Source organism: Stenotrophomonas sp. PUT21 (assembly GCF_052232875.1).
In the GTDB taxonomy this organism is placed as follows: domain Bacteria; phylum Pseudomonadota; class Gammaproteobacteria; order Xanthomonadales; family Xanthomonadaceae; genus Stenotrophomonas; species Stenotrophomonas maltophilia_N.
In genome coordinates this window covers 2967336-2980201 of the sequence record NZ_CP197645.1, presented here as the reverse complement: position 1 = coordinate 2980201, position 12866 = coordinate 2967336, and the positions used below count along the sequence as shown (strand labels likewise).

Below are 12866 nucleotides of genomic sequence, written 5' to 3'. Positions count from 1 at the left end.
TAGATGCGCTTTCGATTTCTATCGATGATCGTTGCGGCAGCCCTCGTGGCTGCCGCACCGGCCAATGCGCAGCGCCAGAGTCTGGCCGACCGCGTCGGCGCGCTTGAGCAGCAGGCGAACAACAACCAGTCCAACATGGACATGCTCAATCAGCTCAACCAGCTGCGTACCCAGTTGCAGGCCCTGCAGTCGCAGGTCGAGCAGCTGCAGCACGACAATGAGCAGCTCAAGCAGACCGGCAAGGACCAGTACCTGGACCTGGACAGCCGCCTGAACCGCCTTGAAGGTGGAGCCCCCGCGCTTCCCGCCGCCCCGGCCGCAGCCGCGCCTGCCCCCGCTGCATCCCCGAAACCGGCAACGGCCGCTTCCGAGCGGCCGCCCTCCGTGCACGGCGATGCCGGCAGCCTGGCTGCCAGTGGCGACGAACGCACGGCCTACAACGTCGCCTTCGATTCGCTCAAGGCCGGCAAGTACGACGACTCGGCGCAGCTGTTCATGAGCTTCCTCGAGCTGTACCCCAACGGCGTCTATACCCCCAACGCGCTGTACTGGTTGGGCGAGAGCTACTACGCCACCCGCAATTTCCCGCTGGCTGAGGCGCAGTTCCGCGACCTCATCTCGCGCTACCCGACCCATGACAAGGCGTCCGGTGGCCTGCTCAAGATCGGCCTGTCGCAGTATGGCGAAGGCAAGGTCGACCAGGCCCAGGCGACCCTGGAACAGGTCGTATCCACGTACCCCGGCTCCGACGCCGCGCGCACCGCGCAGGACCGTCTGCAGTCGATCCGGCTGGGTCAGCAGATCCGCTGAACCCGCCCCGGGCCGCTGAGGCGGCCGGGCCCGGTATAATGATTGATCGCCAACCGGGCGTTGCCCGGTCTTCCGTGCCGGGCCATGCCCGGCTGTTGTCGTTTCCGAAGCCGTCCCCCCAAGAATCACCGCCATGACCACGACCCTGTCCGCTGCCGCCGCACTCCCGAGTGAGATCGTGCAGTCCCCGCTGCCGCGACTGAAGATCACCGAGATCTTCCTGTCCCTGCAGGGCGAAGCCGATACCGCCGGCTGGCCGACCGTGTTCGTGCGCCTGACCGGCTGCCCGCTGCGCTGCACCTACTGCGATACCGCCTACGCCTTCCATGGCGGCACCTGGTGGGACATCGACGCGATCGTGGAAGAGGTCCTGGCCCAAGGGGTCCACCACGTCTGCGTGACCGGCGGTGAGCCGCTGGCGCAGAAGCGCTGCCTGGTGCTGCTGGAGAAGCTCTGCGATGCCGGCCTGGACGTGTCGCTGGAAACCTCCGGCGCGCTGGACGTCAGCGCCGTCGATCCACGCGTGTCGCGCGTGGTGGACCTGAAAACCCCCGGCTCCGGCGAAATGGCCCGCAACCGCCTGGAGAACCTGCCGCTGCTGACCAGGCGCGACCAGATCAAGTTCGTCCTGTGCAGCCGTGAGGATTACGAATGGGCCCGCGCGATGGTCCGCGAGCATCGCCTCAACGAGCGCAGCATGGTGTTGTTCTCGCCGAGCAAGAGCGAGGTCAGCCCGCGCGAGCTGGCCGACTGGATCGTGGCCGACCGCCTGCCGGTGCGCTTCCAGATGCAGCTGCACAAGCTTTTGTGGAATGACGAGCCGGGCCGATAAGCCGCCTCGGCATTCCCTGACGTACCCGGCGCGGGACAGCGTGCTGGTTCCCTGCAAACCACCGGAAACACCCCCCATGAAGAAAGCAGTCGTCCTCCTGTCCGGCGGCATGGACTCCGCCGCCGTCGTCGCCATTGCCCGCGAGCAGGGCTTTGCCGTCCACGCCCTGAGCGTGCGCTACGGCCAGCGCCACACCTCCGAACTCGACGCCGCCGCGGCGGTCGCCAGCGCGCTGGGCGCGGTCGCCCATAAAACCGTCAACGTCGACCTGCGCAGCATCGGTGGCTCGGCCCTGACCGACGACATCGACGTGCCCGAAGCGGGCGGCGAGGGCATCCCGGTCACCTATGTCCCGGCCCGCAACACCATCATGCTGTCCGTCGCGCTCGGCTGGGCCGAAGTGCTGGGCGCCAACGACATCTTCTGCGGGGTCAACGCGGTGGACTACTCCGGCTACCCGGATTGCCGCCCCGAATTCATCCAGGCCTTCCAGGCACTGGCCAATCTGGCCACCAAGGCGGGCGTGGAAGGGGCGGGCATCCAGGTCCACGCGCCGCTGCAGTTCCTGAGCAAGGCCGACATCGTGCGTGAAGGCGTTCGCCTCGGCGTGGATTTCGGCCTGACCGTGTCCTGCTACAACGCCGACGACCAGGGCCGCGCCTGCGGCCACTGCGACGCCTGCCGCCTGCGCGCGCAGGGCTTCACCGATGCCGGCGTGCCGGATCCTACCCACTACGTGTGATGCGGGACGGGTACGCATGAGCGCGAAGATGCGTTAGAATGCGCACCCCCGGCGTCACGTCGGGGATGCAATGGGCCGTTAGCTCAGTTGGTAGAGCAGAAGACTTTTAATCTTTTGGTCGATGGTTCGAATCCATCACGGCCCACCATTGCATCCATGATCAAGGCGACCGCGAGGTCGCCTTTTTCATGCGCGGCGCTGGCGTGTCCACAACCGTCCGTTGACCCGGCAGCTGTCTGCCTCTGACAGCCCCTCGAGAGAATCCCTGACCCAGGTTGAGGCAGTGACTGATGCCCGCCCGTCGTCTACACGCGCACGCTGACCGCACTGACCTTGAGCACGGCACGATGCCATTCCGCACGAGGCAGCACCGTCACCGGGTCGACACGGGACGACGCAATGACGTTGCTGGTGGAACTTCTGCAGGCGGCGCTCGTCTTCGCCGGTGTGCTGGGCGTGGCGACAGGGGTGCAGCGCGGCTGGCGCTGGTGGGTGCGCAGGGGTAGTGGGGCATCGGCAGCCGGAAACGGGCGGCGGTGGCAGTGACCACTGCACCGCCGGGGCCGGACTCAATGCATCCCGATGTCGCCGGTGAGCGTATCCACCACGCGCTGCGCCCGTGCCCGCGCGCTTTCTCCACTGCGCGGAATGACAGGCAGGTCCGGGGTGATGCCGGCAACTTCGTCGCTGCCATCGGCACGCAGGCGTACGCAGTTCGGCACGCGCACGCGCAGGTGCGAATGGGGGAGTTCAGGCGGTGCCTCTGCGCTCATGAAGCCACAGCCATAGCCACCGCTGCGCGTACCGACCACGCGGGCGATGTGGTTGTCCTGCATGCGCGCGGCAAACATCTCGGCCGAGGAGGCAGTCTTTCCATTGGTCAACACATACACCGGACCCTTCCACGCGCCCCAGTGCTCGCGCAGATCCTGGGCCCAGTCCAGGCGGTGGGCGATCAGGAAATCATCGAGGACGTCCACGGCAGGCGTCGGCAGCGGGCCGCCGGAGGTACCCGCCGCGACCAGACGGCGGCACGGTGCGGCGTTCCAGTCCTGCTGCATGCGCCAGACCCACGACAGATCGCAGGCAGGCAGCGACACCGCCTGCCGCGACGCCTGGAAGGCGGCCCGTTGCGCGCTCAACAGCCGGCGGGCGGCGGGCTTGGGGTGGTGATGGCGCAGCGCGTCGTCGAGCCGTTCGTACTGTTCATCCAGATACGGCTTGCCCGCGGCCGATTCGCTGACGTCAAGCACGGCGGAGGCCACCGGCGTGGAGGTGAACAGGCGCGCGAGCGTGTCGCCGCTATCGTCACCGCCCGGGTTGTCCCCCACATCCACCAGCACCGCGTCCACGCCGTCCTGCTGGAAGCGTCGCAGGCTGGCGGCGATCACCTCGACCCAGCCACGGCCCAATGTGCCGCGCATCTCCGCAGTGGAGTCGGCGTGCCGCAGTTGTGGCCACAGCGCGTGGCACAGGCCGGGATAGCGCAACGCATCGAACTCGTGCAACCGCAGCAGGCCGATCCGGCGCCCATCCGGCAACGACAGAATGCCGGTGCGCAGCATGGGGTCAGCGCCATCGTTCAACGGCTGGTAGCCCGGCAGCGTTTCCAGCGGCAGGCTGAAATCGTGGCGACCTTCGTCGGACACCCCGAGCAGCGCACAGCCCGCGCTAGCGCCCAGGGTGCGTGGGTCCACGGCAGCGGGTGCGACGGCGCGGGGCGCCTGCTCAAGCGGATCGAGCAGACTGAGGTGGCCATCATGGAAGCCGGCCAGGAAGGTGCGAAGCGCCTGGGCCGCCTGCGCATCGGTCTGCGCTTCGGCCAGCGAGCGCTGCGCGGAAGCATCCAGCGCGGGGAGATCCACGCCGCCCTGAGGCGAGGCGACCCAGGCCAGGTGCGCGTAGTCCTGCTCCAGCAGCTGCTTGAGTGCCGCATGGTCGGCCTGCCAGGCGCTGCGATCGAACGCCGGTGCGGCGCGGGATGCGTCGGGCGAGGCCATGGCCAGCATCGCCAGTGTGATCACGATCCCTCTCATCCCTGCCATACAGCCTCCTTGCGACCGGGTGATGCCCGCACAGATGAGCGCGACCAGATCATGTGTGCGCGATTGACTGCCATGGATCGTAGCCAATGCGCTTCACCGTCGGTAGTCCCATTCGCGCCGCAGCCGGCGACAGTCTCACGCCGCCGTTCCCCCGGTGCGCGCACGATCAGAACGGTACCCGGCCACAGTGGGCGTCGACGATCCCACGGAGCGCTGCCATGAACACGGTTAGCAATGGTCACGCGATACGCGAACTGAACCAGATCATTGGCATCGCACGCGACGGCCACGAGATCTATGCCAAGGCCGTTGCCGATGTGCAGATGCACGATCCGCAGTTGAGCGCCTTGATGATGTGCGGATGGCGGCGTCGAAGACGCAGATCGTCGCCGGCGTCACGCGACTGGTGCGCGACGCCGGCGGCCAGCCCGCACGTCACGGCACGCTGGCAGGCACTGTCCGTGGGTGCTTCGGCTGGCTGGGGACGGTGCTGGGCGATGCGGGCATCCAGTACGTCAGCGAGAGCCAGGCAGCAGAAGCGCGGCTGGTGCGCGCGCTCGAGGCGAGCGTGCGGGACGGCGCGCTGCCGCCACAGGCAAGGCGCACGCTCAATGGCATGCTGCTGGAGACGCGGCTGGGCTGGGATGACATGCACCAGCAATTGGAGACCCTGCGGGAGCGCGACACATGAGCGCGGATGAGCCAGCGCGGATCCGCAATGCGGTACCACGAACGCATGGAACAACGCTTGTCCCGGGTGCACGTCGTTTCCGTCGTCCTGCCGTAGTCGTCCTCCCCTATGCGCCTGGCGCGGCCCGACCTATGAGGGCTGCGCGGATGCGCAGCCCACCCTGCGGCGAAGCGATTATTTCTGCTGCGGCTTGTTGCCGGCGTCAGGAGCCTTTTTGGTGTCCTGTTCCTGCTTCTGCTGTTTGGCCTGCGCGTCCTTGCGATCCTGTTCGGACTGCGGGCCGTTCTGGGCAGCAGCGGCATTTTTGACGTTGTTTTCGTTGTTCTGCATGGTCGACATGGGTAACTCCAAGGCGACGTCATGTCGCACGTTGATCGTGGACCTGACGCTGTTACGCGCCAGTCGCACTTGCATGAGCACGGGGTCAGCATCGTCTCAGCGGACGCTGGCAATGCAGCACTTTCGGCTGAACAGGGAGATCGCAGACCCGCGCATACGCGCGGTATGCATGCGATCACGCACAATAGGCTGTCTTTGAGCTGATCGTTGTTGGAGGTGCCATGAAACGTGTCGTCCTGTTGAGCCTCGGGGCGCTTGCGCTCGTGGCGTGCTCCAAGCCGGAACCTGCCGATCAGGCGGCCCCGCCGTCGCCCTCCGAGGCCCCCACGGCCGCCGAACCTGCCGACCCCGCCGCTGCCGCCACCCAGTCACCGTCGTTCGATTGCGCCAAGGCGCAATCCGAGGCCGAGAAGCTGGTGTGTGTGGACCCGCGCCTGGCCGCGCTGGACCGTCAGCTGGCTGCGCTCTACAAGCGTGTGCAGACCAGCCCGGACGAGCTGGACATCGCGGCCGAACAGCGTGGCTGGATCAAGGGGCGCGATGCCTGCTCGCGCGCGGTGGAACCCAAGCGCTGCCTGGTGGAGTCCTATCAGACCCGTCTGGTCGAGCTGACCATCAACGGCGGCGGCATCCAGATACCCGCCAAGGTCGAGTACCGCTGCGACGACAACAGCAAGCCGGTGACGGCGGTGTTCTACAACGACATCGACCCGACGGCTGCCGTGGTCAGCTGGGGCAACGACCAGGCGATCCTCTTCCCGATGCCGGTCACCCAGGACGAGAACAATGGCGGGCGCTGGGGCCGTGAAGGCGTCGATCTGCGCACCCACGATGACCAGACCACGCTGGAGTTCTACGGCACCACGCTGCAGTGCCAGGTCGCCAAGTGATGGCGACCGCCGCCGCGTCGCTCAGCGCACGCGGCGGTAGCGGACCTCGTTCTGGCGGTCGCCCACCTCGGTGGTGACGAAACCGTCGCGGCTCTGGCTGATATCGAACACACTGCTGCCGACATTGAGCTGGCCGCCGTTGATCCAGCCATTCAACGTCTGGCCGCGCGTCTGCGCACTCATGCGGCCATCGCTGTCGATGCGCATGCGGATGTCGGCATTGAAATTGGGGTTGTAGCCCTCGAACTCGCCGATCATCCAGCCGGGTACGTAGGACGTATGCCGGGCGCCCTGGTAGCTGTCGTCCTCGTAGCGCGCGTCATCCTTGTTGGCGTTGTGCGCCAGCGCCCCGAGGATGGCCGCGCCGATCAGCACGCCGGCGGCGACCTTGGCGTCGTGATTGTCATCGTCGTGGCGATCATCCCGATCGCTGCCGCCGTGGACCCGGAACGAGGCGCGGCAGCCATCGTCGACCCACACTTCACGGCGGTCATAGTCCCAGCTGCGGCCCTGGCGACAGTCCGCACCGGACAGCTTGCGGTCCAGGGTGACGTAGCCGGCGCGGGGCAGGGAACAGGATTGATAACGGTTGTCGCGGCTTTCGCAGGTGACGAAATCATCCGCGCGTGCGTTTTCGAAGGGCATCAGCAATAGCAGGGGCGTGGCCAGCAGCGTACGGAAGAGCATGTCGTCAATTCCGGCAGGGAAGAGGAGCGCGTTCGCTGACGCCGACGATGGGCACGGCGGCATGAAATCCGGATGAAGATCGCTGCCGGCAGTCGCCCTTCAAACCGATCGATCGCCTCAGGCGCAGGCGGCCAGCGGCTGCTGGAAGCAGGCCCGGATCGCGTCGAGCAGTTCGCTCATGCTGTAGGGCTTGGGCAGGAAATGCATGCCCGGGCCGAGCTGCGGCACCACGACGGAGGGCTCCAGGCCCGAGGTGACCAGCACCGGCAGCCCGGGCCGTTCCTGCTTGACCCGGTGTGCCGCTTCGATACCACTGACCGCGCCCAGGCAGACATCGGTGAAGACCAGATCGAAGCGCTCGCCGGCCTGCAGCAGGCCCAGTGCGGCTTCGGCCGAACTCACGGCAACGACTTCGCAGGCCTGGCTTTCCAGCGCCATGCGGCTCAGCTCGCGGGTGTCTTCGGTGTCTTCGATCAACAGCACGCGCGGTTCGGGATGGTGCTTGGACAACAACATGGAGCGTGGTTCCTGCTTACCCCCGGACAGGGGCGCGCAAGTATCGCGGGCCGCCGGTGAGGAGGCCGTGGACGGCGCCGAAATGCCGGGTGAATCGGCCACCTCGCCTGCCTTCGCGCGGGTCAGGCCAGCGTGAGCGAGCGCGTTCGACGGCGGTGCCACGCCCAGACCAGCGCGATCGCCAACCCCGCGGCCGACAGCCGCAGCACGGTCGCCGGCCAGCCCACAGCGGTGGCCTCGGTGATCACGAACACGTTCCAGGCCAGGTTGAGCGAGACGTGCAGGGCCAGTCCGCTCCACAGGGTGTAGCCGTCCAGCGTATTGAGCCAGGCGAACACCAGCCCGCCGATCGCGGTGATGGCGAACACCTGCAGCGCCATGCCGCCGCCGCCGCCGAACGACCACCAGTGGATCGCACCGAAGATCCCCGCCTGCACCAGCGCGGCGGCGAGCCACGGCCAGCGCTGCTGGCGGTGCGCGAAGATGAAACCGAAGCCGCGGAAAATGATCTCCTCGGCGAGCGGGAACAGCACGCCGAGCATCAGCAGCGCAAGAACGTCCTGGGTCGGATTGACTCCACCCAGCCACCACAGCCCGAGCCAGCAGGGCAGGGTCGCCAGCAGCGCCAGCGCCGGACCCTGCCAGCCATTCCAGCGCAGCCCGAGCAGGGCCTGCAGGCGTTGCCCGGGGCGCAGCAGCAGCACCGCCACGACCAGCACCAGCAGCACGCCCAGGCCGTTGTCGAGAAGGGCGCCGCCATAGGGAATCGGCAACTTCGGAATCGGCGTGCCCATCCACGCCGCGAGATCGCGCAGATTGATCGATACGGCCAGGGTCAGCACGACCACGCAGGCGGCGAGCCAGGTGGGCAGGCGAAGGGACGGCATGGGACGCTCCATATCCAGGGATTGCGTGGAGTGTTGTTGACCTGCACGCGGGGAGCATGGGGCAAAGGTCGGGGGGCCATCGGTCATGGCTGCGTTGCACCACGGTCAGGTGCGACCGGCTAGAGTGCGGCTTTACCCCTTGGACGACCGCCCATGCAATGCCCCGTATGCAAGACCCAAGCGCTGCAGATGTCCGAGCGCCAGGGCATCGAGATCGACTACTGCCCGCAGTGCCGCGGCGTGTGGCTGGACCGTGGCGAGCTGGACAAGATCATCGAGCGCTCGGCCGGTGCCGCGGCGCCCGCGCCGGTGCGCGCGGCCGCACCGCCGCCGCCGGCTGCCGTGCAGCACCGCGACACCCGCCACCTGGGCCAGCAGCAGTACGGCGACCAGCAGGGCTACCGCAAGAAAAAGAAAGAGAGCTTCCTGTCGGACCTGTTCGACTTCTGATGCACGCCTGCGCCTGGCTCAGGCGCGGCGCAGGATGAATTCCCGGTCGACGCTGTCGCCGACCGGGAAATCGTATTCGCCCACCTTGCGGCAGCCATAGCGCGCATAGAAGCGTTGCGCACCAAGATTTTCCGACCACACGCCGACCCACAGCGTGCGCCGCTGCGGTAGATCGGGCCACGCCAGGAACGCGTCCATCAGGCGTGCGCCGTGGCCACCGCTCTGGTGGCTGGCCAGCACGTACAGGCGCTTGAGTTCGATATCGCCTTCGGCGGCATCGGCATGCGGCAGGCTGTTGGGGCCTGCGGCGAGATAGCCCACCACCTGGTCCCCGTCTTCCAGCAGCCACGCCGCGTTGCGTGGATCGGCGAGCTCGTGACGCTGCGGCCCGACCGAATAGTGGCTGTGCAGGAACGCGTGCAGATCCTGCGGCGGGTACGAATCGCCGAAGGTTTCGGTATAGGTGGCGATGGCGATCGCCGACAGCGCGTCGGCATCGGCAACGGTGGCACGGCGAAGGGTCAACGTCATGGCGCAAGGCAGGCGGGCGGGGCCGGCAGCTTATGCCATCGCCGTGGCCGGCAGTAGTTCCGGGTGCCAGAGGCACCCGGACACTGTCATGCCCCGTGGATCAGAACCAGACCCGCACGCCCGCCACCCAGCGGGTATCGCGGGCGCGTTCGCCTGCGGCCTCGTGGTAGTCGGCGGTATCGCCGAACATCCGCTCGTGGCTGATGCCGATGTAGGGCGCGAAGCGGCGGCTGAACTCGTAGCGCAGGCGCAGCCCGGCCTCGAGTTTGTTGAGGCCGGCGCCATTGCCGTACGCCGGCTCATCCTTGGCCGAGAAGGTGGCTTCCACCAGCGGCTGCAGGATCAAGCGGTTGGTCAGCAGCAGCTCGTACTCCACTTCCAGCGTGGCCGCGAACTGGCCGCCTTCGCCGATATAGGCCGTGGCAGAGGTCTCGAACTTGTACGGTGCCAAGCCCTGGATGCCGAATGCCGCCCAGGTGCGTGAATCGGCCGGGCGGAAATCCTGCTTCACGCCGACCAGCACGTCCCACCACGGCGATACGCTGCGGCCGTACATCACTTCCAGGTTGGCCGATCCGGTGCGGCCGTCACTGCGCTCGCCTTCGCTGCGCAGCCACAGCCGGTTGATGTTGCCACCGACCCAGCCGCTGGCTTCCCATGCCTGGCCGGTGCCGTGCTGGCCGTCCCAATGTTCCAGGCGGTTGACCAACAGCATGCTGTGGATCTCCGGCGCATGCTCCATGGCACCGTGGTCGATCGGGGGGAACGCGGCGAGGCGGTCGGCGGCCGTCACCACCGGAATCGGCTCGCGCGGTTCGGTGGGCGCAGGCGGTTTCGGCGTGCCATGCCCCATCGCAGCATGATCCATCGTTGAATGGTCCATCTGGCTGTGATCAACGCTGCCGTGGTCCATCGTTGAATGGTCCATCTTGCTGTGATCGGCGCTGCCGTGGCCCATCGTTGAATGGTCCATCTTGCTGTGATCGACGCTGCCGTCATCCGCCGGTGGCGCATCGGTCGTGGCCGTGGTCGGCATCGTGGAATGGCCGGCATGCGACTGCGCCCACGCCGGGGCGGACACGGCCAGCAGAAGGGCAGCGCTCAGGGTGGACATCGCGGTAAGAGGAGCGCGGCTCATTCTTCGATCCTCACTTCGCGCATCATGCCTGCTTCCATGTGGTACAGCAGGTGGCAGTGGTAGGCCCAGCGGCCGAGCGCGTCGGCGCGCACGCGATAGGTGCGGCGGGTACCGGGGGGCATGTCGATGGTGTGCTTGCGCAGGTGGAACTCGCCGTCGGCGTTCTCCAGATCGCTCCACACGCCGTGCAGATGGATCGGGTGCTGCATCATCGTGTCGTTGACCAGCACGATGCGCATGCGCTCACCGTAGTTCAGGCGTAGCGGTTCGGCGCTGGCAAAGGGAATGCCATCGAAGGACCAGCTGAATTTCTCCATGTGGCCGGTCAGGTGGAGCTCGACCTCGCGGCCGGGTTCGCGGCCATCGGGATCGTCGAACAGGCTGCGCATCGCACCGTAGGTCAGCACGTGGCGGCCGTTGTCGCGCAGGCCGATGCCGGGGTCGTCGAGCTTGGGGTCGGTGGCCATGCTCTGCATGTCCACCAGCGGGTTGCCCTTTTCGCTGGCCGGGTGGCGCGGGGCCTTCGGATCAGCGCCGTGTGCGCCGTGGCCCATGCTGGCACCGCAGCCACCTTCCATGCCCTTCATGTCGTGGCCCGCCATGCCGCCCGCGGCATGCCCCATGTCATGGCCCATGTCGCTCATGGTCAGCAGCGGGCGTGGGTCGCGGTCGGGAATCGGTGCCTGCAGGCCGTGGCGGACCGCCAGCGTGCCGGCGGCATAGCCGGTGCGGCCCATGTCCTGACAGAAGATCGTGTAGGCATCCTGTCCGCTGGGCTCGACGATCACGTCGAATGTCTCGGCCGGCGCGATGCGGAATTCGTCGATGCTGACCGGATGGATGTACTGGCCATCGGCGGCGACCACGGTCATTTTCAGGCCCGGGATGCGCACGTCGAAATAGGTCATCGATCCCCCGTTGATGAAGCGCAGCAGCACCTTCTCGCCGCTACGGAACAGCCCGGTCCAGTTGCCGGCCGGGGCGGTGCCGTTGAGCAGATAGGTGTAGGTGTGGGCGTTGATGTCGGAGATGTCGGTCGGCGTCATCCGCATCCGGCCCCACATGCCACGGTCGGCGGTGGCGGCCGCCCAACCGTCCTTGCGCACATCGCGCAGGAAGTCCGGCACCGTGCGCTTGTAGTAGTTGTCGTACTCGGCAAGCTTCTTCATGCGCCGGAACAGCGCGCCGGGGTCCAGGTCGGTCCAGTCCGAGAGCAGGATCACGTGCTCGCGGTCGGCGTGATAGGGCGCCGGCTCGATCGGGTCGATGATCAACGCACCGTACAGGCCGGCCTGTTCCTGGAACATGGAATGGCTGTGGTACCAGTACGTGCCCGACTGCTTGAGAGTGAAACGGTACTGGTAGGCCTCGCCCGGGGCGATGCCGTTGAAGCTCAGGCCGGGCACGCCGTCCATGTTGGCCGGCAGCAGCAGGCCGTGCCAGTGAATGGAGGTCGGGTGGCCCTGCAGCGTATTGGCCACCCGGATGTTGACCGTCTGGCCTTCGCGCCAGCGCAGGATCGGCGCCGGCAGGCTGCCGTTGACGGTGATCGCCGGGCGGGTGCGGCCGGTGAAGTTGGCCAGCGATTCGCCGATGCTCAGCTGCACATCATGGCTGCTGAGCACCTGCGGGGCAGCGGCCAGGCCGGGACCGGCGGCCGCGAAGGCACGCGGGCTCAGGCCGGTCGCGGCCAGGCCGGCGACCACGCCGCCGGCAGCCACGCCCTGCACGAACAGGCGGCGTGACGGCATGGGCGGGGTGCCCGTGCCGGGGATTTTGGGGAAAGACATTGCAACTCCGGATCCGATTCGAATGGCACACGCAGTGCCGGCAACGCACGCACACCCGAGGTGTGCGGGCAGGGCATCAGACACGCGCTCGCAGAGCGCGGCGGATCAGGCGATCGGAGGGCGGGTGATGCGGTCCAGCGGGGGCGTCGGCAGGGTCGGATGGCCCGCCGGCAGCGGCACCAGCGACACCGGCGGTGGCGTGGCCAGCCAGGCGACCTGGACGGTCAGGCTGGGTTGCTGCGCACAACTGCGCAGGCAATCCTTGATCTTGCAGTGGTCGCCATCGTGCGGCGCCTGTACGCCGGTAGTGCCGGCCGCCATGGCGTGGTGATCGTGCCCGCCGGTGGCCGGCGCGTCGCCATGGCAGGGGGGCGCCGCACTGCTGGCGGTGGTCGGCTCGGCCAACGCCAGCGCCATCGGGCCGGCCATGGCCACGTTCAGCCCGTTGAGCAACAGGCTGAGCATCAGGACGACTCGCAGGAGCAGGCCAGGGGCGGACATGGGGCTCACCTTACTGC

The 12866-nt window shown here is 67.5% G+C and carries 16 protein-coding genes and 1 tRNA gene; 8 read left to right on the top strand and 9 right to left on the bottom strand.

Annotation, left to right across the window (positions count from 1 at the left end):
- Positions 1-3 precede the first annotated feature (3 nt).
- The 5 genes from ybgF (at position 4) to ACTT2I_RS13570 (ending at position 2930) form a co-directional block, all read left to right on the top strand.
- Positions 4-810 carry a tol-pal system protein YbgF gene (gene ybgF / locus ACTT2I_RS13590; RefSeq protein WP_421099094.1) on the top strand — a complete coding sequence of 269 codons (807 nt, stop codon included), beginning with the start codon at positions 4-6 and terminating at the stop codon, positions 808-810.
- 133 nt (positions 811-943) lie between these two features.
- Positions 944-1642: a 7-carboxy-7-deazaguanine synthase QueE gene (gene queE / locus ACTT2I_RS13585; protein ID WP_421099095.1), complete on the top strand. Its 699-nt coding sequence runs from the start codon at positions 944-946 to the stop codon at positions 1640-1642.
- Between the two features lie 76 nt (positions 1643-1718).
- A complete protein-coding gene (gene queC / locus ACTT2I_RS13580; RefSeq protein ID WP_019185214.1) occupies positions 1719-2384 on the top strand; it encodes a 7-cyano-7-deazaguanine synthase QueC in 666 nt (221 codons plus the stop codon).
- 72 nt (positions 2385-2456) lie between these two features.
- Positions 2457-2532, top strand: a tRNA-Lys gene (locus ACTT2I_RS13575).
- Between the two features lie 251 nt (positions 2533-2783).
- Positions 2784-2930: a hypothetical protein gene (locus ACTT2I_RS13570; protein WP_293985108.1), complete on the top strand. Its 147-nt coding sequence runs from the start codon at positions 2784-2786 to the stop codon at positions 2928-2930.
- Between the two features lie 23 nt (positions 2931-2953).
- Here ACTT2I_RS13570 and ACTT2I_RS13565 read toward each other — a convergent pair whose 3' ends face one another.
- Complete coding sequence (locus ACTT2I_RS13565; RefSeq protein WP_421099139.1) at positions 2954-4429, bottom strand: S41 family peptidase; 1476 nt, start codon at positions 4427-4429, stop codon at positions 2954-2956.
- Positions 4430-4790: 361 nt separating this feature from the next.
- Between ACTT2I_RS13565 and ACTT2I_RS13560 the strand changes: the two genes are divergently transcribed.
- A complete protein-coding gene (locus tag ACTT2I_RS13560; RefSeq protein ID WP_421099140.1) occupies positions 4791-5120 on the top strand; it encodes a hypothetical protein in 330 nt (109 codons plus the stop codon).
- 174 nt (positions 5121-5294) lie between these two features.
- Here ACTT2I_RS13560 and ACTT2I_RS13555 read toward each other — a convergent pair whose 3' ends face one another.
- Positions 5295-5459 (bottom strand): hypothetical protein, encoded by a 165-nt coding sequence (locus ACTT2I_RS13555; protein ID WP_172407494.1) that lies wholly within the window; start codon positions 5457-5459, stop codon positions 5295-5297.
- A gap of 221 nt (positions 5460-5680) precedes the next feature.
- Between ACTT2I_RS13555 and ACTT2I_RS13550 the strand changes: the two genes are divergently transcribed.
- Positions 5681-6349: a lysozyme inhibitor LprI family protein gene (locus ACTT2I_RS13550; RefSeq protein ID WP_293981699.1), complete on the top strand. Its 669-nt coding sequence runs from the start codon at positions 5681-5683 to the stop codon at positions 6347-6349.
- A 21-nt stretch (positions 6350-6370) separates the two neighbouring features.
- On the opposite strand, the gene ACTT2I_RS13545 is transcribed toward ACTT2I_RS13550, so the two are convergent.
- From ACTT2I_RS13545 to ACTT2I_RS13535, 3 genes are all read right to left on the bottom strand, one after another.
- Positions 6371-7036 carry a DUF3011 domain-containing protein gene (locus ACTT2I_RS13545; RefSeq protein WP_088432898.1) on the bottom strand — a complete coding sequence of 222 codons (666 nt, stop codon included), beginning with the start codon at positions 7034-7036 and terminating at the stop codon, positions 6371-6373.
- 117 nt (positions 7037-7153) lie between these two features.
- A complete protein-coding gene (locus tag ACTT2I_RS13540; RefSeq protein WP_019185159.1) occupies positions 7154-7552 on the bottom strand; it encodes a response regulator in 399 nt (132 codons plus the stop codon).
- 122 nt (positions 7553-7674) lie between these two features.
- Positions 7675-8439, bottom strand: a complete 765-nt coding sequence (locus ACTT2I_RS13535; RefSeq protein ID WP_421099141.1) for a CPBP family intramembrane glutamic endopeptidase — start codon at positions 8437-8439, stop codon at positions 7675-7677.
- Between the two features lie 153 nt (positions 8440-8592).
- Between ACTT2I_RS13535 and ACTT2I_RS13530 the strand changes: the two genes are divergently transcribed.
- The gene (locus tag ACTT2I_RS13530; RefSeq protein WP_088432901.1) at positions 8593-8889 is read left to right on the top strand and encodes a TFIIB-type zinc ribbon-containing protein; all 297 of its coding nucleotides are present in this window, start codon (positions 8593-8595) and stop codon (positions 8887-8889) included.
- A gap of 18 nt (positions 8890-8907) precedes the next feature.
- Here the strand turns inward: ACTT2I_RS13530 and ACTT2I_RS13525 are convergent, their stop codons facing one another.
- The 4 genes from ACTT2I_RS13525 to ACTT2I_RS13510 form a co-directional block, all read right to left on the bottom strand.
- Entirely contained in the window at positions 8908-9420 is a 513-nt protein-coding gene (locus tag ACTT2I_RS13525) for a GNAT family N-acetyltransferase (RefSeq protein WP_421099142.1), read from the bottom strand.
- 100 nt (positions 9421-9520) lie between these two features.
- Positions 9521-10558 carry a copper resistance protein B gene (locus ACTT2I_RS13520; protein WP_421099143.1) on the bottom strand — a complete coding sequence of 346 codons (1038 nt, stop codon included), beginning with the start codon at positions 10556-10558 and terminating at the stop codon, positions 9521-9523.
- Entirely contained in the window at positions 10555-12348 is a 1794-nt protein-coding gene (locus ACTT2I_RS13515) for a copper resistance system multicopper oxidase (protein WP_421099144.1), read from the bottom strand. Before ACTT2I_RS13515 ends, ACTT2I_RS13520 begins: the two co-directional genes overlap by 4 nt.
- A gap of 105 nt (positions 12349-12453) precedes the next feature.
- Positions 12454-12849, bottom strand: coding sequence for a CopL family metal-binding regulatory protein (locus ACTT2I_RS13510; protein WP_088432905.1), 396 nt, complete (start codon positions 12847-12849; stop codon positions 12454-12456).
- Positions 12850-12866 lie beyond the last annotated feature (17 nt).

What these genes read in the sequence shown, in the direction of transcription:
- ACTT2I_RS13525 (WP_421099142.1), bottom strand. Translation starts at nt 9,420, where the DNA reads ATGACGTTGACCCTTCGCCGTGCCACCGTTGCCGATGCCGACGCGCTG.
- ACTT2I_RS13535 (WP_421099141.1), bottom strand. Translation starts at nt 8,439, where the DNA reads ATGCCGTCCCTTCGCCTGCCCACCTGGCTCGCCGCCTGCGTGGTCGTG.
- ACTT2I_RS13570 (WP_293985108.1), top strand. Translation starts at nt 2,784, where the DNA reads ATGACGTTGCTGGTGGAACTTCTGCAGGCGGCGCTCGTCTTCGCCGGT.
- ACTT2I_RS13520 (WP_421099143.1), bottom strand. Translation starts at nt 10,558, where the DNA reads ATGAGCCGCGCTCCTCTTACCGCGATGTCCACCCTGAGCGCTGCCCTT.
- ACTT2I_RS13540 (WP_019185159.1), bottom strand. Translation starts at nt 7,552, where the DNA reads ATGTTGTTGTCCAAGCACCATCCCGAACCGCGCGTGCTGTTGATCGAA.
- ACTT2I_RS13515 (WP_421099144.1), bottom strand. Translation starts at nt 12,348, where the DNA reads ATGTCTTTCCCCAAAATCCCCGGCACGGGCACCCCGCCCATGCCGTCA.
- ACTT2I_RS13555 (WP_172407494.1), bottom strand. Translation starts at nt 5,459, where the DNA reads ATGTCGACCATGCAGAACAACGAAAACAACGTCAAAAATGCCGCTGCT.
- queC (WP_019185214.1), top strand. Translation starts at nt 1,719, where the DNA reads ATGAAGAAAGCAGTCGTCCTCCTGTCCGGCGGCATGGACTCCGCCGCC.
- ybgF (WP_421099094.1), top strand. Translation starts at nt 4, where the DNA reads ATGCGCTTTCGATTTCTATCGATGATCGTTGCGGCAGCCCTCGTGGCT.
- queE (WP_421099095.1), top strand. Translation starts at nt 944, where the DNA reads ATGACCACGACCCTGTCCGCTGCCGCCGCACTCCCGAGTGAGATCGTG.
- ACTT2I_RS13565 (WP_421099139.1), bottom strand. Translation starts at nt 4,429, where the DNA reads ATGGCAGGGATGAGAGGGATCGTGATCACACTGGCGATGCTGGCCATG.
- ACTT2I_RS13550 (WP_293981699.1), top strand. Translation starts at nt 5,681, where the DNA reads ATGAAACGTGTCGTCCTGTTGAGCCTCGGGGCGCTTGCGCTCGTGGCG.
- ACTT2I_RS13510 (WP_088432905.1), bottom strand. Translation starts at nt 12,849, where the DNA reads ATGTCCGCCCCTGGCCTGCTCCTGCGAGTCGTCCTGATGCTCAGCCTG.
- ACTT2I_RS13560 (WP_421099140.1), top strand. Translation starts at nt 4,791, where the DNA reads ATGGCGGCGTCGAAGACGCAGATCGTCGCCGGCGTCACGCGACTGGTG.
- ACTT2I_RS13530 (WP_088432901.1), top strand. Translation starts at nt 8,593, where the DNA reads ATGCAATGCCCCGTATGCAAGACCCAAGCGCTGCAGATGTCCGAGCGC.
- ACTT2I_RS13545 (WP_088432898.1), bottom strand. Translation starts at nt 7,036, where the DNA reads ATGCTCTTCCGTACGCTGCTGGCCACGCCCCTGCTATTGCTGATGCCC.